The sequence below is a fragment of the Gilvimarinus xylanilyticus genome, assembly GCF_024195295.1.
Lineage (GTDB): Bacteria > Pseudomonadota > Gammaproteobacteria > Pseudomonadales > Cellvibrionaceae > Gilvimarinus > Gilvimarinus xylanilyticus.
The window spans coordinates 588,874-605,679 of sequence record NZ_JAMFTH010000001.1 but is presented as its reverse complement, the minus strand read 5'-3'; the positions used below and the strand labels follow the sequence as shown (position 1 = coordinate 605,679).

Below are 16,806 nucleotides of genomic sequence, written 5' to 3'. Positions count from 1 at the left end.
CTTTGCAGGCTTGTTTACGACTTGGGGGCCAGCACTTCGCGATTGCCATTGTGCCCGGCGGGCGATACCACACCGGCGGCTTCCATGGTATCGATAATGCGCGCCGCGCGGTTATAGCCAATCCGCAGTTTACGCTGCACCGCCGAAATAGAAGCCTTACGTGAATCCAACACAAAAGCGACCGCTTCGTCGTAGAGCGCATCGCCTTCATCATTGCCGCCTTCATCCCCACCGGATAACCCGGGCACGGGAATATTATTGGCGCTATCGTCGATAACCTCTTCCAAATAATCCGGCTCACCGCGCTTTTTCCAATCGGCCACGACCTTGTGAACTTCGTGGTCGTCGACAAAGGCGCCGTGAACCCGTTCGGGCACACTGGTGCCGGGAGGTAGATACAACATGTCCCCGTGGCCCAGCAGCTGTTCGGCGCCGCCCTGATCGAGAATCGTGCGCGAATCGATCTTAGACGACACTTGAAACGCCATACGGGTGGGAACATTGGCTTTAATCAAGCCGGTAATCACATCCACCGAGGGCCGCTGGGTGGCCAAAATCAAGTGAATACCCGCCGCCCTGGCCTTTTGAGCAATACGAGCAATCAATTGTTCCACTTTTTTGCCCACAATCATCATCATGTCGGCAAATTCATCGATTACCACCACAATCGCGGGCAAAGTTTCGAGGTTGGGCGGCGTGGCCTCTTCGCTACCCGGCTCGTAGTGTTCATCGGGTTTAAACAGCGGATCGGGTATGGGGTTACCGGCTTTTTCCGCCTCTTCCACCTTGCGGTTAAAACCCGCCAAATTCCTTACCCCCATGGCCGCCATCAGCTTATAGCGGCGCTCCATTTCGCCCACACACCAACGCAAGCCGTTGGCGGCGTCGTTCATATCGGTAATCACCGGGGTCAGCAGGTGAGGAATGCCCTCGTAGACCGAAAGCTCGAGCATTTTCGGGTCCACCAGAATCAGGCGAACATCTTTGGGCGAGGACTTGTACAAGAGCGAGAGTAGCATCACATTCACCCCCACGGACTTACCCGAGCCGGTGGTACCGGCCACCAACAAGTGGGGCATACGCGCCAAATCGGCCACCACGGGCTCGCCGGCAATATTGTGCCCCAGGGCCATGGTCAGGCGAGATCTGGACTTTTCGTAAAGCTCGGAGGACAAAACCTCGCTCAAACGCACCATTTCGCGGTGCTCGTTGGGAATCTCAATCCCCATCACCGAGCGACCGGGAATCACTTCCACCACCCGCACACTGATCACCGCCAGCGAGCGCGCCAAATCTTTCGCCAGGTTGGTAATACGACTGGCCTTCACGCCGGGAGCGGGCTGAATTTCAAAGCGTGTGACTACCGGGCCCGGCTGTACCGAAACCACCTCAATCTCGATGCCAAAGTCTTTAAGCTTGAGTTCCAGCAGCTTGGACATAGCCTCCAGCGATTCCTTAGAAAACGCCTTATCGCTGTGCTTATCCGCCGGGTCCAGCAGGCTAATGGCGGGCAGATCACCCACCGGCGCCTCGTCTTTGTCAAACAGCGAACTCTGACGCTCCTGCACCGCACGCTTGCTCGGCTGAGCTTTCTTGACCGGCTCGGTAATCGTGGGAGCGACGCGCTTTTGCTCGGTCTTTTTGCGCGTCTCAATCACCGCGCGACGCTCGCGCTGCTGCTGTTCTGCCTCTTTTTTATTGCCCCGCTCGCTGCGCCAGGCCGTCCATTTAGCGCCCACGCCCTGCCAGGTCTGGATAACCTTTTGTCCGATCCCGTCCATTAACGCTAACCAGGACAAGTCGGTAAAAATCGTCAAACCAAAAAAGAACATTGCCAGCAACAACAAAGTGCCGCCCGTGTGACTAAACGCCCCCGCCACAGCATCGGCTACTGAAAGCCCCAAATAGCCGCCATCGGAAAACGGCAGCGCCGACTCGCGACCACCGATGTTCAGCACCGCCAGCCCTGTGCCGGCCACCATGACCAATACCAGGCCCACGGTTCGAAGCCCGAGCAACACCGGATCAAACTCAGGGCGATGAGCCCGATCGCGAATAATCAGCCAGGCTCGGTAACCGAGCATTAACGGAAACAAAAAGGCGAGATAACCAAACAGCGAGAAAAAAACATCGGCCAGCCAAGCGCCCGCCGGACCACCGGCGTTCTGAATACGCTCGCCAGAGCCTGTGCGTGACCAGCCCGGATCTCCGGCATCGTAAGTCACCAGGGTCAGCAACAATAATACGCAGGCCGCCACTAAACCAATCAGAGCACCTTCGCGCAGCACCCGGACTAACACTGTGCCATTGGTCTTTTTATCCGCTTTTTCCGCAGTGGCTTTGGTCACTTTCTTACTCAAACGCTATAACCCCGTTGTTTATCTTTTATACGATCTGGGCCGCCCAGGGCCTGTTTGCCGCCCCTGGCGCGGGCGGCGCTATTGTATCTCATGCCATCGACGCCCGCAGTGCATCCCCACACATCGGTGTCGCAAACGATCATTAAAATTAACAATTCCCCGCATTGAAGAGTACAATTTTGCCCATACTAAATGATTCGCTTATGATTGGCGCCACTTTCACATCACCAGACACTTGCTAAAAGGATTCAACCCGATGAGCGAAGCAAAACATCACCGCCTGATTATTCTCGGCTCCGGCCCCGCTGGGTACACCGCCGCCATCTACGCCGCACGGGCCAACCTGAAGCCCGTTGTGATCACCGGTATGCAACAGGGTGGTCAGCTGACTACCACTACCGAAGTGGAAAACTGGCCGGGCGGTGTCGCCGATCTGCAGGGCCCAGACCTGATGGTTAATATGCAGCAGCACGCCGAGCGTTTTGACACCGAAATCATTTTTGACCATATCAATGAGGCGGATTTGTCCAAGCGCCCGTTCACCCTGAAAGGCACTGAAACCTACACCTGCGACGCTCTGATCATTGCCACCGGCGCATCGGCTCAGTACTTGGGCCTGCCCTCAGAAGAGGCCTTTATGGGTAAAGGCGTAAGCGCCTGCGCAACCTGTGACGGTTTCTTCTACCGCGACCAGAAAGTCGCCGTGGTAGGTGGTGGTAACACCGCCGTGGAAGAGGCTCTGTACCTGTCCAATATCGCCAGCGAAGTGACACTGATCCACCGCCGCGACTCGCTGCGCTCGGAAAAAATCCTGCAGGACAAGTTGTTTGCCAAAGAAAACATCAAAATTCTGTGGAACCACACTCTGGATGAAGTGCTGGGCGATGACAGCGGCGTGACCGGCCTGCGCTTAAACAATCTGGACGCCGGTGAGCAAACCGAGCTGGATGTGGCCGGCGTGTTTATCGCAATTGGTCACAAACCCAACACCGATATTTTTGCCGGTCAGCTGGATATGCAAGACGGTTACATCAAAATCAAAAGCGGTTTGGATGGCAACGCCACCTGCACCAGCGTTGAAGGTGTGTATGCCGCTGGCGACGTATCTGACCACATCTACCGTCAGGCCATTACCTCGGCCGGGTTTGGCTGTATGGCCGCGCTGGACGCCGAGAAGTTTCTCGACGACTGAACCCGAGCGCAGGCTTAGGTTAGACTAAACGGCGGGCTATCCCGCCGTTTTTTTGTGAGTAGCATATGATTCACCTACCCTGGCTAGACCACAACCCCGCGCGTTTCCCCGCGCTGGAACACGCTCTGGATGACCCGGATGGCCTCCTGGCGGCAGGTGGGGATTTATCGCCCTTACGGCTGGTCAACGCCTATGCCCAGGGCATCTTTCCCTGGTATGAAGCCGACCAACCCATCCTCTGGTGGAGCCCCAATCCCCGCACCGTGCTGCGGCCAGTGGATGTACACCTGTCCCGCTCGATGCGTAAATTACTGCGCAAACAGCCCTACCGCCTGAGCTTTGACACCAGTTTTAACGCCGTAATCGACGCCTGCGCCGCCCCCCGGCACGCCACAGGCGGCACCTGGATTACCGAAGAAATGCGCGAAGCCTATATCGAGCTGCACCGCTTGGGTATTGCCCACAGTGTCGAGATGTGGGATGAGACCGAGCTGGTGGGCGGGCTTTACGGCATCGCATTAGGCAAGGTCTTTTTTGGCGAATCCATGTTTGCTCGCCGCGACAACGCCTCGAAAGTCGCATTTGCCTGCCTGTGCCATTATTTGGCACAGTGGGAGTTCGAACTAATCGATTGCCAGGTCGCCAGCGACCATCTGTTTAGCCTGGGCGCCCACGAAATACCGCGCCCTGAATTTGCCCAGCGGCTAAAGCGTCTAATCGGCACCTCCAGCCAATCCCAATGGCCGCGGGCTCTGCCCCAGCCCAGCTACCCTTTCTAAGGGCGGGCAAATCGATTAGAGTGTTAGCGATATATTTAGGGTCTGGACAGCATGAGCGATTTATCGAGCCTAAAACTCTTTGCCACTGCTCCTCATCCGTGCAGCTATTTAAGCGATGAAGAAGCAACCACCGTTTTTATCGATCCGGCGGCCGAGGTGGATCAAGAACTCTACTCGCAGCTCTCCCACCTGGGTTTTCGCCGCAGCGGTGGACACCTGTATCGCCCACACTGCGCCTCCTGTCAGGCCTGCATCTCTTGCCGAATTCCAGTGCGTTTATTCCGTCCCAATCGCAGCCAGAAGCGCTGCATTAAGAAAAACCAGGACATCGAGCTGCGCCTGACCGACAGCATTCAAACTGACGAGCACTACCGCCTTTACGAAGATTACATTAACACCCGTCACGCCGACGGCGATATGTACCCGCCCTCGCGCGAACAGTACGAGGCGTTTTTAAGCCCCGCCTGGGGCACCACCCGTTACATCGAATACCGGTTAGACGATCAATTACTGGGGGTTGCCGTATGCGACCAGCTGAAAGACGGCCTGTCGGCGGTGTACACGTTTTTTGATAGCCGCGAGGCCAAACGCAGCCTGGGCGCCTTTGCCATCCTCGCCCAGGTGCACAAGGCCCGCGAGCTGGGTCTGGAATATGTTTACCTAGGTTATTGGATACGCGACTGTCAGAAAATGGCGTATAAAACCCAATACCGCCCCCTTCAGCTTCTGGTGAACAAGCACTGGGTTAATCTGAATTAGCCCAGCGGCAATCCATAACAACGAAATTCGCCCTTCGGACTTGGCTATTGCGCGCTTTTCAGGCACAATTGCCGCCTTTTCGCGCAACTGCAAAGACAAATTGAGGATTCTGCCGAATGGCGAAAGACGACGTTATTGAATTTGAAGGTGAAGTCATCGACACCCTGCCCAACACCACTTTCCGGGTAAAACTGGAAAACGGTCATGTTGTGACCGCACATATTTCGGGCAAAATGCGTAAAAACTATATCCGCATTCTTACTGGCGACAAAGTAAAAGTGGAAATGACCCCTTACGATCTGACTAAGGGCCGCATTACCTACCGCGCTCGTTAAGCCTATATCACCGAGCCCGCAGGGCCCCTGCCTTGGGGCTTTGCGGATTTAGCTCGAATTTGATTCAAATCAAAACCTCCCCCGCTTTACACGTTAGGCTAGTGCCTTTTTCGGTGCAGGAGCCAGTGTGGATACCCCGCAGGACATAGTCTTTCAAAGCTACGGACGCTGCTGTATACGCGACCAGTTTTTCAGCGATTTTTACGATTGCTTTATGGGAAAGTCCGATGAAATTCGGCAGATGTTTGTGGATACCGATATGCCCAGTCAGCGGCACTTATTGCGCAACGGGATCATGCAATTGATTTTATTTTCCCGGGGCCTACCCGACAGTAAATTAAAAGCCCTGGGCGAAAGCCACAGCCGCCACGGCTACGACATTAAGCCCCACTTATACAACATTTGGCTGGAAGCGCTGCTGGAAACCTTACGTCAGCACGATAAGCAGTACTCACCGCAGGTGGAGAGCGCTTGGCGTCACGCCCTGACACCAGGCATTGATTTGATTAAAAGTGCGTATTGAAAATCCCCGGCCTTAGAACAAGGCCGGGGTTAAGGCAAATCAAGCGTGGGCGGGCTCTTTAACCTCGTACTGCAGGGCCAGCTCGTCGGCATCGTTAATATCCACCGACACGGTTCCGCCCTGGGTTAACTCGCCAAACAATACCGCTTCGGCCAGGGGTTTTTTAATTTTCTCCTGGATAAGCCGGGCCATGGGGCGTGCCCCCATTTTTTCATCGTAGCCATTAAAGGCCAGCCACTGTCGCGCCCGCTTGGATACTTCCAGCGTCACCTTTTTCTCATCCAGCTGGGCCTGCAACTCGGTCAAGAACTTGTCCACTACAGTTTCCACAACATCCAGGGGCAAGGCGCCAAACTGCACCGTAGCATCCAGACGGTTGCGGAACTCGGGGGTAAACATTTTCTTAATCGCCTCCATGCCATCAGTGGAGTGATCCTGCTTAGTAAAGCCAATCGAGGCACGGCTGACATCTTCGGCCCCTGCATTGGTGGTCATGATTAAGATGACATTTCTAAAGTCCGCCTTGCGGCCATTGTTGTCCGTCAAGGTACCGTGATCCATCACCTGCAGCAGCAGATTAAACACATCCGGGTGCGCTTTTTCAATCTCATCCAGCAGCACCACACTGTGCGGGTTTTTGGTGACAGCATCGGTCAGCAGTCCGCCCTGATCAAACCCCACATAACCTGGAGGCGCACCGATTAAGCGCGACACTGTGTGACGTTCCATATACTCGGACATATCAAAGCGAATCAGCTCGACTCCAAGACACTTGGCCAGCTGGCGGCTGACCTCAGTTTTACCCACACCCGTAGGCCCGGCGAACAGGAACGAGCCAATGGGCTTGTCGCCATTGCGCAACCCGGCGCGCGCCAGTTTGATTGCCGTGGAGAGGGTGTCGATGGCCTCATTCTGACCGAAAACGGTCATCTTCAGGTTGTCATCCAGCTTACGCAGCTGTTCCAAATCATTAGAGGAAACACTCTTGGGCGGAATACGGGCGATTTTCGCCACGATCGCTTCCACATCGCCCACACCCACGGTTTTTTTCCGCTTGCTGGGCGGTTGTAACTGCTGATAAGCACCGGCTTCATCGATCACATCAATCGCTTTGTCGGGCATAAAACGATCGTTAATGTAGCGCTCAGACAGCTCGGCGGCCGCTTTTAACGCGGGATCGGTATAGCGCAGCTTGTGGTGTTCCTCAAAGTGCTTTTTCAAGCCTTTAAGGATCTGATAGGTGTCATCCACACTGGGCTCGGCAACATCAATTTTCTGGAAACGGCGCGACAGGGCGCGATCTTTTTCAAAAATACCGCGATACTCTTGGTAAGTCGTAGACCCCATGCAACGCAACTGCCCCGAGCTTAACAGCGGCTTTAACAAATTGGAGGCATCCATTACCCCGCCCGAAGCCGCTCCGGCGCCGATTATAGTGTGAATTTCGTCGATAAATAAAATCGAGTGTTCCTGCTTTTTGAGCTCGGCTAGCAAGCCTTTAAAGCGCTTCTCGAAGTCGCCGCGATATTTTGTGCCCGCCAAAAGCGCGCCCATATCCAACGAGTAAACCACGCTGGATGCTAGTGCTTCGGGGACTTCACCGTCGACGATACGCTTAGCCAAACCTTCGGCGATGGCGGTTTTACCCACCCCGGACTCGCCCACCAACAGCGGGTTGTTTTTGCGGCGGCGGGACAGCACCTGTGACACCCGCTCAAGCTCTTGCGCGCGACCGATCAGCGGGTCAATTTTGCCGCTGGCGGCCAACTCATTCAGGTTGGTGGCGAAGTTCTCCAGCGGGCTTTGCACAGGCTGCTCGGCGCCGATGCTTTCATCGTCAGCCTGCTCGTGGGAGCCGTCCTCGGAGCCGTGCTCTTGGCCCGCCACTTTTTGAATGCCGTGGGTGATGTAATTCACCACATCGATACGAGCAATATTCTGCTGTTTCAGGTAGTAGACCGCCTGACTTTCCTGTTCGCTGAAAATCGCGACCAGCACGTTGGCGCCTGTCACTTCCTGCTTACCCGACGACTGCACGTGAAAGACGGCGCGCTGCAGCACTCGCTGAAAACCCAACGTGGGCTGAGTTTCACGCTCTTCGTCGTTTTCGGGCAGCAAGGGCGTGGTGGAATCGACAAACTCAATCAGCTCCCGCCGCAAGACCACCAGATCTGCCCCGCACGCACGCAACACCGTGGCCGCCGATTCATTGTCAATCAGCGCCAACAATAGATGCTCCACGGTCATAAATTCGTGACGCTTGCTGCGAGCGCCTTTAAATGCCATGTTCAGGGTGACTTCTAGATCTTTACTTAACATCAACGGTACCTCTCTAGGGAGCAAAACCACTGTCTAAATAAGGGTGACAGTGTTACCACTTAATCGCTGTCCTCATCTCCGTCTACCACTTCGATTTCGCACAACAGTGGGTGTTCGTTGTCTTTGGCGAATTGGTTGACTTGTTCAGCCTTGGTTTCGGCGACATCGCGGGTATAAATGCCGCAAACGGCTTTTCCCGCAGTGTGAACGGTCAGCATCACCTGAGTGGCCTTTTCACGATTCATGCCAAAGAACTCTTCCAGGGTATAAACCACAAATTCCATGGGTGTGTAATCGTCATTGTGCATGACCACTTTATACATTGAAGGGCGTTTTAATTGCGGCGGCGACTCCTGCACCGCAACCCCTTCGTCCGCGTCATAATCTTCGTCTTTCTGACAGCGGATTTGATTTAATGTTAGTCGATAGTTTTCAAACTTTCCCATATACATCACAAGAATCTGACACTTCGGTTGGGCGGATGGTTTGTCTCATTGTACCCTATACAAAAATAAGCCACATGGCTGAAACCTTGACAAGTGGAGAAGGGTCGGATAAAAAGACCGATGGCTGATCAAAAAACCATCAGCACTGGCCCGCAAAGATTTTGTGCGGGCTCTCCAATAATAACGATGCGCGAAACGCGCCAGCTCATAGAAGGAATTTCGCTATGCCTACAGGTACCGTTAAGTGGTTCAATAACGCCAAAGGCTACGGTTTTATCCTCCCCGACGAAGGCAATGAAGACCTTTTCGCACACTATTCCGCCATCTCCATGGACGGGTACAAAACACTCAAAGCGGGCCAGACCGTAAATTTTGATGTATCCAAGGGAGATAAGGGCTTTCACGCGGTTAATATATCGCTCCCCAAGCCCGCCACGGGTTAAACGCCCTCGGCAACCACTCAACAAACGCAGGTCGGTTAGGCTAAACTACCCGACCCATTTGCTGTGTCCTGCGCTTTATTTATGGCCAAACTCGTACTTTTCAACAAGCCCTATGGGGTTTTGTGTCAATTTACTGACCCTCAGGGACGCCCCACACTCTCCCAATACCTAAAACAAAAGAATATTTATGCCGCCGGACGCCTGGATATGGACTCCGAAGGGCTGTTACTGCTCACAGACGACGGTGCCCTCGCTCAGCGCATCACCAATCCGCGGCACAAGTTGCCCAAAACCTATTGGGTGCAAGTGGAAGGTACGCCCGATAACGGTGCTTTAGATCAGTTGCGCCGCGGGGTTGAACTCAACGATGGGCCCACCCGTCCGGCCAAGGTCGAGCCCCTCTCGCCCCCCGAACTCTGGCCCAGATCCAACCCAGTGCGCGAGCGCAAAAACATTCCCACCAGCTGGCTCAGCATTACCATCACCGAGGGGCGCAACCGCCAGGTTCGCCGCATGACCGCTGCGGTGGGCCTACCTACCCTCCGCCTAGTCCGAAGCGCCATTGGCCAGTGGGCGCTGGGAGCGCTAAAGCCGGGGGAGTACAGCGAAACGCAAATTCATCTACCCCAACCTTCGCCCCGACGCGGAGGCCGCAAACGGTAAAGCTATGCCACCAACATCACAGCGCGATTTTATGCCCCACGTAACTGTAGCCTGCGTGATCGAGCGGGACGCTCAATTTCTCCTGGTGCGCGAATGGATCGATGGCCGCGAGCGCTTAAACCAACCCGCCGGTCATCTAGAAGCCAACGAAACTTTGGCTCAGGCGGCAGTGCGCGAGACTCTGGAGGAAACCGGCTGGCATATTGAGCTAACCGGCGTAGTGGGGGTAGATTTATACACGGCACCGGCCAATGGCGTAACCTATGTGCGCACCACTTTTATAGGCCGCGCCCTGGAAGAAGACGCGAACCCACAGCTGGATGAGGGTATTATTGGCCCCGAGTGGCTGACTCGCGACGAGATTGCCGCACGCCGCGAACAACTGCGAAGCCCCATGGTGCTCGACATCATCGATCAATATTTGGCCGGGCGCCGCTACCCACTGGAGGTCGCGGGCCAGCACGGGTAAAATGCCCGCCCGTTCTTCACAGCAGCACAGACTTACTATGACTTCTACCCCCCAAACCGTAATCGTCGGCATGTCCGGCGGGGTCGACTCTTCCGTATCGGCGCTTTTGCTTATGCAGCAAGGCTACCGGGTGGAGGGTCTGTTTATGAAAAACTGGGAAGAAGACGACGGCACCGAATACTGCACCGCCAAAGAAGACTTGGCGGATGCGCAAAAGGTCTGCGACAAGCTGGGTATAAAACTGCACACCGCCAATTTTGCCGCCGAGTACTGGGACAATGTGTTCGAGCATTTTCTCGCCGAATATAAAGCCGGGCGCACCCCCAACCCCGACATTCTCTGTAACCGCGAAATCAAATTTAAAGTGTTTTTGGAGTACGCAGAAATGTTGGGCGCCGACCTGATTGCCACCGGCCACTATGTTAGGCGCGCCGATCGCGATAGCCACACCTATCTGATGCGCGGCCTGGACGGCAACAAAGATCAAAGTTACTTTCTCCACGCCGTGTCCGAAGCGGAATTTAGCAAAACCCTCTTCCCGGTGGGAGAGCTGGAAAAGCCCGAAGTGCGGGCCATCGCCCAGCAATATGATTTGATCACCCACAACAAAAAAGACAGCACGGGTATCTGTTTTATTGGCGAGCGCCGCTTCAAGGACTTTTTACAGCAATACCTTCCCGCCCAACCGGGCAATATTGAAGACGAGCACGGCCGGGTGATCGGCCAGCACAACGGCCTGATGTACCACACCATCGGACAACGCCAAGGTCTGGGCATTGGCGGGGTCAAAGACGCCAGCGACGAGCCCTGGTTTGTGGTGGGTAAAGATCTGGAGCGCAATGTTTTGCTGGCGGCTCAGGGCACTGACAACCCATTGCTGTACACCAATTTTCTACAGGCCGCCGACGCACACTGGATTAACGGCAGCCCCGGAGTCGAGAGCCTTAACGTCACTGCCAAAACCCGCTACCGACAAATGGATCAGCCCTGTCGGGTTGAAATTGCGGGCGACAAACTCAACGTCTGGTTTAACGACCCTCAGCGCGCCGTCACCCCCGGTCAGTCGGTGGTGTTTTATCAGGGCGACACCTGCTTGGGCGGCGCGGTTATCGAATTCAGTGAAAATCGTTAAACAGGACGGATAAAACTCTTGGCTCGAGCAAACAAATGGCAGGATATCACCCTCGCAGCGGCGGGCATTTTGCAGGCAACCGCGCTGGTGGATCAGCTGGCGCGCACCGGTTTTACCCCTAGCGATGCCTACCGCTGCAGTATTAACAGCCTGTTTCAGCTCAACCCGCCCGACACCCTGAGCGTGTATGGTTCAGTCGCCGATTTACGCCTGGGACTCGAGACACTGCGCGATCTGCTGATGTCGAGCCGTCAGCTACAAAACAACACGGTGCGTTACAGTGCCGGGGTTTTGCATTTACAGGGGCGCCTTAGTAAGCGCAAAGACATGTTGGGGGTAATTGCCAGCCGCCTGCAACAGGCGCAACAGCAAGCCGAGCATTTTGATACAACCCACGAAAACGTGATTGCCAACCTGGCAGACATTTACGCCTCTACCCTAAGCCGGTTTCGCTTTCGCATCCAGGTGGCGGGCGACCCCAGTTTTCTGCAACAGCAGCGCGTGGCCAACCAAGTGCGCGCCCTGCTGCTAGCGGCTATTCGTTCGGCCACCCTCTGGCGCCAGGTGGGCGGATCGCGCTTGCAGATACTCTTGCAGCGCAAGAAGCTGCTCGCCGAAACCGAACACTTACTGCGCCAAATACCCGTTTAGCACCTGAAAATAGGCTATTTTTAGGGTATCATAGCGCCCCTTTAACGCCCGGATTTTAACCCTTTAAACTTTGTGAGACCGCCCATGGAATTATCTGCCCTGAGCGCTGTATCCCCCGTTGACGGCCGATACGGCAGCAAAACCTCTTCCCTGCGCACCATTTTCAGTGAGTTTGGCTTGATTCACTGCCGCGTCGAAGTAGAAGTACGCTGGCTGCAGCAACTCAGCCGCCTCGAAGGCGTCAGCGAAGTGGCGGCTTTTAGTGAAGCCACTCATCAGCAGCTTGATGCTGTAATCCGCGACTTTAGCGAGGCCGATGCCCAGGCGGTTAAAGACATTGAAAGCACCACCAACCACGATGTTAAGGCGGTGGAGTACTTTCTGAAAAAGAAGCTGGCGGGCAACACTGAACTGGAGTCAGTGCTGGAATTTATTCACTTCGCCTGCACCAGTGAAGACATCAACAACCTGTCTCACGCGCTGATGCTCACCCGCGGCCGCTCCTCCCTGCTGGAGCAAGCCAACGCCATCACCGACGCCATCGCCAAACTAGCCCACGATTACGCCGCCGACCCCATGCTGTCGCGTACTCACGGTCAAACCGCGAGCCCCACCACCGTGGGTAAAGAAATGGCCAACGTGGTGGCACGTCTGCGTCGTCAAATCGCCCAAATCGAAGCGGTTGATTTACTGGGCAAAATTAACGGCGCGGTGGGCAACTACAATGCGCACTTGTCGGCCTACCCGGATGTGGATTGGCAAACCAATGCCGAAAATTTTGTCACCGGCCTGGGACTGTCGTGGAACCCCTACACCACACAAATCGAGCCCCACGATTATATTGCCGAACTGTTCGATGCCATCGCCCGCTTTAACACCATTATTATCGACTTTGATCGCGATGTATGGGGTTACATCTCGCTGGGTTACTTCAAGCAAAAAACCATTGCCGGTGAAGTGGGCTCGTCCACCATGCCCCATAAAGTAAACCCCATCGACTTTGAAAACTCCGAGGGTAACCTGGGTATTGGCAACGCCATTTTTACCCACTTGGCGCAAAAGCTTCCCATCTCTCGCTGGCAACGCGACTTAACCGATTCCACCGTGCTGCGCAACATGGGTGTGGGTTTTGGTTACAGCTTTATCGCCTACGCCTCTACCCTTAAAGGCATTAGCAAGCTGGAAATTAACCGTGCCCGTCTGGCAGAAGACCTGGATAATGCCTGGGAAGTTCTGGCCGAGCCGATTCAGACCATTATGCGTCGCTATGCGGTGGCCGAGCCCTACGAAAAACTTAAAGCGCTCACCCGCGGCCAGGCCATCACCCGCGAAGTACTGGCCGAGTTTGTGGAGACCCTGGATATTCCCGAGCACGCCAAACAAACCATTCGCGAACTGACCCCCGGCAATTACATTGGCAATGCCGAGGCTCAGGCTCGCAATATTTAATACACGCAAACGGGGAGCTAAGCTCCCCGTTTTTTTAACCTAGATTTTATGTCGCAAACACCCCTTACCCAGTTGGGCCCTCTGTCGGTCGCCGATTTCTTGCAGGGTTATTGGCAGCGCGAGGCCATTTTTTTACCTGCCACCTTGCCCGATTTTCGCTCTCCACTCACCCCGGAAGAGTTAGCCGGATTGGCGCTGGAAGAAGAAGTCGAGTCCCGTCTTATTACTCACAGCGATGAGTCCCCTTGGCAGCTAGAAAACGGCCCCTTTGCTGAATCGCGCTTTTTATCGCTGCCTTCGCAACCCTGGACTTTGCTGATACAGGCGGTGGATCAGTTAATTCCCGACGTGCACCAGCTGTTGCAAAAATTTCGTTTTATTCCCAGCTGGCGCTTAGACGACATTATGGTCAGCTACGCCCCTACAGGCGGTAGTGTAGGGCCACACTTTGATTACTACGATGTATTCCTACTGCAAGGTGCGGGCAAGCGCGAGTGGCAAATTGGTCAACAGTGCGACAGCAACAGCCCTACGCTGGAAGGCACGCCACTTAACATCCTCAAGGAATTTAAAGCACAGCAACGCTTTACCGCCGGCCCGGGCGATATCGTTTATATTCCGCCGGGTACCGCGCACTGGGGCACGGCGCTAGACGACGACTGCATCACCTATTCCATCGGCTTTCGCGCCCCGAGCGTGGCGGATATTTTTGACGACTTAAGTCAGGACATTGCCAGCCGCTTGTCAAACGATCAGCGCTATCGCGACGCCCAACCTCTGGGCTTTACTAACCCCGGAGAGATCGACACCACCAGCCTTAAGCAGTTACGGCAACTCATTGAAGAGCAACTCAGTGATCAGGCATTATCCAGTTGGTTTGGTCGCTACATGACAACCCCCAAGTATCCCGAGCTCTGCCCCGATCCCGAAGCCATTGAAATCGCGCAGATGCAAACGTGGATTGACAGTGAACGTTGGGCGCAGCAGGCACCGGAGGCCCGCTTTAGTTACCTGGAGCAAGGCGACAGCGCCCGACTTTTTGTCAATGGCGAGGAATACTCCTGCAGCCCGAGCTTTGCCCGCACGCTTTGCAACCGAACCGCCTACTGTTTGGCCGAGCTTAGTGACCCGGCTGAGCGCCACCTGTTGCTTGAGCTGTTTAGCCTGCAACAGTTGGAATTGTGCGATGAAGCCGATGGCTAATCCCACCCTGCTATCCTGGCGCGAACACCACCTGGCGTTAGCCGAACTGCGCCGCGAAGTCTTTATTCAGGAGCAACAGGTACCCGTCAGTGAAGAATGGGATGGCAAGGACGAATCAGCCTGGCATTTTGGCACCTACGCCAGCGAGCAGCTAATTGCCTGCGCCCGAGTGGTTTGCGAACATTGGGAACAAACACCGGGACTGCACATAGGCCGGGTTGCGGTAAAAATGAAGCGTCGCGGCGAGGGTCTGGGAAGCGAATTAATGCGGTATATACTGCAGTGGGCCGGCCCACAAAAGCCCGTATTTTTACACGCTCAAGTCAGCGTGATACCTTTCTATAAAAGTCTCGGTTTTAAGTTTGTAGGAGACACCTTTATGGACGCCGGAATCCCCCACCGTACCATGGTGCTGAAACCCGACGCGGGCTATATTGCATCCGGAGACACCGAATGAAACCGCTGGAAACACCGGATCTGTATCGTCTTGAGTCGGTGGAGGATTTCCTCGATCAGACTCATAAAGTGATCGCGCGCGGCAAACGTACCCTGACTTTACTCAGCGACACTCTAGATCCACTGATTTACGACCGCGATGATACCGTTGCCCTCATTTCAGCGTTTAGCCGCCGGGCGCGAAACATTGAGGTGCGCATTCTCGTGCGAGACACTCGCAATTTTTAATTTATAAAAACGATGACAGCTGCTACTTGGGCTTTGCCAACGATCGCGCGTTCAGTGAAATTAAAGCCCTGCGCGAAGAATTCGACCGTTTGTGGGAACAAGCAGAAACGGATCCCGGACTGCGAATCCTGCATCTCTAGATTCATGCGCGCAAAACATCCACTAGACGCAGAACGACTCAAGGCGGAGCGTTGCCCCTTCGATAACAGGCACCAAAATCAAGCACTGTGGCGAACCTAAAGCCAATCTTCCCAAAAATGTGCTTTTTTACCGGGTTTTAGCCAGTTTTTTCTTGCTGCAATCATTTATATCCTTTATATATAGAGTCATTCGCCACCGGCGCCATCTTGCAAGCAAGTTTGCCGGCCTGTTACCGTGCGAATCTTAAAGCCTGTAACACCATTCATCAGACACTAAAAGGAAGATATTATGGCTGCCCGTAAAGCTACCGCCAAAAAAGCGCCGGCCAAGAAAGCTGCCGCTAAAAAAGCCCCCGCGAAGAAAGCCGCGCCCGCAAAGAAAATTACAGCGGTTCGCGAACGCTACAACAAAACCCAGATTTTGAACCAATTGGCCGAAAATACCGAGCTGAGCAAAAAACAGGTTCAATCGGTACTGGACGAGCTGTCAGATATTATTGAAGGCCACATCAAAAAACGCTCGTGCGGCGAGTTTGTTCTGCCCGGCTTGCTGAAAATCCAAACCGTGAAGAAACCGGCCACTAAGGCGCGCAAAGGTATTAACCCCTTTACCGGTGAAGAAACCATGTTTAAAGCCAAGCCCGCGACCACCACCGTTAAGGTTCGCCCGCTGAAAAAGCTTAAAGAAATGCCGCTGTAAGCACTAAGAGTGCCGCAGCAAGAAAAAGCCCTCGCTATTATGCGGGGGCTTTTTTTATGGGGCCCTTTGCGAGAAATCAGCAATCGATGCGGGGCGCGGGAGCGGTTACCGATGATATATCCGCCCCTTCGGTCAGAGCGGTAAAACCGCTACCCGCCAGGGCATTGGCAAGCTTCTCAATTCGCGACTCGAGCACATCGGGCTGATAGGCTTTACTGGGCACCTTACCCCAGACGGGCCCGGGCCAGGCCGGATCATCCTTAAAACGGGCAATATGATGCAAGTGCAGCTGCGGCACCACATTGCCCAGGGTCGCGATGTTCATTTTATCGGCATCGAAAACACTGTCCATTACCTCGGCCAAGCGGCTGGACTCGTGGATAAGCTGTTGCTGATCCTCTTCCGACAAATGATATAGCTCATAAGTGTTCTCCCGCTCCGGCACCAGGATGCACCAGGGGTAGTTAGCATCGCGGGACAGTAACAATAGCGACAGGGAGAAACGCCCTACCACATAGCAATCTTCGCGCAGTCGCTGATCCAGTGAAAACATAATTGG

19 protein-coding genes are annotated in these 16,806 nt (G+C 54.6%); 15 read left to right on the top strand and 4 right to left on the bottom strand.

Annotation, left to right across the window (positions count from 1 at the left end; all coding sequences use genetic code 11):
• Nucleotides 1–14: 14 nt before the first annotated feature.
• Nucleotides 15–2,360 (bottom strand): DNA translocase FtsK, encoded by a 2,346-nt coding sequence (locus M6D89_RS02555; RefSeq protein WP_272496033.1) that lies wholly within the window; start codon nt 2,358–2,360, stop codon nt 15–17.
• Nucleotides 2,361–2,616: 256 nt separating this feature from the next.
• Here M6D89_RS02555 and trxB point away from each other — a divergent pair, with 256 nt between their 5' ends.
• From trxB to M6D89_RS02530, 5 genes are all read left to right on the top strand, one after another.
• The gene (trxB, locus tag M6D89_RS02550; protein ID WP_253966465.1) at nt 2,617–3,552 is read left to right on the top strand and encodes a thioredoxin-disulfide reductase; all 936 of its coding nucleotides are present in this window, start codon (nt 2,617–2,619) and stop codon (nt 3,550–3,552) included.
• Between the two features lie 65 nt (nt 3,553–3,617).
• A complete protein-coding gene (gene aat / locus M6D89_RS02545; RefSeq protein ID WP_253966464.1) occupies nt 3,618–4,331 on the top strand; it encodes a leucyl/phenylalanyl-tRNA--protein transferase in 714 nt (237 codons plus the stop codon).
• Between the two features lie 51 nt (nt 4,332–4,382).
• On the top strand, nt 4,383–5,090 hold the full coding sequence (locus M6D89_RS02540) for an arginyltransferase (protein WP_253966463.1): 708 nt from the start codon (nt 4,383–4,385) through the stop codon (nt 5,088–5,090).
• 116 nt (nt 5,091–5,206) lie between these two features.
• Nucleotides 5,207–5,425, top strand: a complete 219-nt coding sequence (gene infA, locus M6D89_RS02535; RefSeq protein WP_253966462.1) for a translation initiation factor IF-1 — start codon at nt 5,207–5,209, stop codon at nt 5,423–5,425.
• A gap of 127 nt (nt 5,426–5,552) precedes the next feature.
• Nucleotides 5,553–5,948, top strand: coding sequence for a globin (locus M6D89_RS02530; RefSeq protein ID WP_253966461.1), 396 nt, complete (start codon nt 5,553–5,555; stop codon nt 5,946–5,948).
• A gap of 39 nt (nt 5,949–5,987) precedes the next feature.
• Here the strand turns inward: M6D89_RS02530 and clpA are convergent, their stop codons facing one another.
• Nucleotides 5,988–8,267 (bottom strand): ATP-dependent Clp protease ATP-binding subunit ClpA, encoded by a 2,280-nt coding sequence (gene clpA, locus M6D89_RS02525; RefSeq protein WP_253966460.1) that lies wholly within the window; start codon nt 8,265–8,267, stop codon nt 5,988–5,990.
• Between the two features lie 59 nt (nt 8,268–8,326).
• Nucleotides 8,327–8,713 (bottom strand): ATP-dependent Clp protease adapter ClpS, encoded by a 387-nt coding sequence (gene clpS / locus M6D89_RS02520; RefSeq protein ID WP_253966459.1) that lies wholly within the window; start codon nt 8,711–8,713, stop codon nt 8,327–8,329.
• Between the two features lie 224 nt (nt 8,714–8,937).
• Here clpS and cspD point away from each other — a divergent pair, with 224 nt between their 5' ends.
• The 10 genes from cspD to M6D89_RS02470 all read left to right on the top strand — a co-directional run bounded on the left by cspD (nt 8,938) and on the right by M6D89_RS02470 (nt 16,247).
• On the top strand, nt 8,938–9,156 hold the full coding sequence (cspD, locus tag M6D89_RS02515; RefSeq protein WP_253966458.1) for a cold shock domain-containing protein CspD: 219 nt from the start codon (nt 8,938–8,940) through the stop codon (nt 9,154–9,156).
• 81 nt (nt 9,157–9,237) lie between these two features.
• Entirely contained in the window at nt 9,238–9,819 is a 582-nt protein-coding gene (locus M6D89_RS02510) for a pseudouridine synthase (protein WP_253966457.1), read from the top strand.
• Between the two features lie 4 nt (nt 9,820–9,823).
• Nucleotides 9,824–10,288, top strand: coding sequence for an NUDIX hydrolase (locus M6D89_RS02505; RefSeq protein ID WP_253966456.1), 465 nt, complete (start codon nt 9,824–9,826; stop codon nt 10,286–10,288).
• 37 nt (nt 10,289–10,325) lie between these two features.
• Complete coding sequence (gene mnmA, locus M6D89_RS02500) at nt 10,326–11,420, top strand: tRNA 2-thiouridine(34) synthase MnmA (RefSeq protein ID WP_253966455.1); 1,095 nt, start codon at nt 10,326–10,328, stop codon at nt 11,418–11,420.
• Nucleotides 11,421–11,438: 18 nt separating this feature from the next.
• Nucleotides 11,439–12,071: a high frequency lysogenization protein HflD gene (gene hflD, locus M6D89_RS02495; protein ID WP_253966454.1), complete on the top strand. Its 633-nt coding sequence runs from the start codon at nt 11,439–11,441 to the stop codon at nt 12,069–12,071.
• Between the two features lie 84 nt (nt 12,072–12,155).
• Nucleotides 12,156–13,520, top strand: coding sequence for an adenylosuccinate lyase (gene purB, locus M6D89_RS02490; RefSeq protein WP_253966453.1), 1,365 nt, complete (start codon nt 12,156–12,158; stop codon nt 13,518–13,520).
• Nucleotides 13,521–13,568: 48 nt separating this feature from the next.
• Nucleotides 13,569–14,723 carry a JmjC domain-containing protein gene (locus M6D89_RS02485; RefSeq protein WP_253966452.1) on the top strand — a complete coding sequence of 385 codons (1,155 nt, stop codon included), beginning with the start codon at nt 13,569–13,571 and terminating at the stop codon, nt 14,721–14,723.
• Nucleotides 14,707–15,180, top strand: a complete 474-nt coding sequence (locus M6D89_RS02480) for a GNAT family N-acetyltransferase (RefSeq protein WP_253966451.1) — start codon at nt 14,707–14,709, stop codon at nt 15,178–15,180. The genes M6D89_RS02485 and M6D89_RS02480 overlap by 17 nt, the downstream gene beginning before the upstream one ends.
• Entirely contained in the window at nt 15,177–15,407 is a 231-nt protein-coding gene (locus tag M6D89_RS02475) for a DUF7931 domain-containing protein (RefSeq protein WP_253966450.1), read from the top strand. Before M6D89_RS02480 ends, M6D89_RS02475 begins: the two co-directional genes overlap by 4 nt.
• A gap of 429 nt (nt 15,408–15,836) precedes the next feature.
• Nucleotides 15,837–16,247 carry an HU family DNA-binding protein gene (locus tag M6D89_RS02470; RefSeq protein WP_253966449.1) on the top strand — a complete coding sequence of 137 codons (411 nt, stop codon included), beginning with the start codon at nt 15,837–15,839 and terminating at the stop codon, nt 16,245–16,247.
• Between the two features lie 76 nt (nt 16,248–16,323).
• On the opposite strand, the gene M6D89_RS02465 is transcribed toward M6D89_RS02470, so the two are convergent.
• Complete coding sequence (locus M6D89_RS02465; RefSeq protein ID WP_253966448.1) at nt 16,324–16,800, bottom strand: HIT domain-containing protein; 477 nt, start codon at nt 16,798–16,800, stop codon at nt 16,324–16,326.
• Nucleotides 16,801–16,806: the final 6 nt, after the last annotated feature.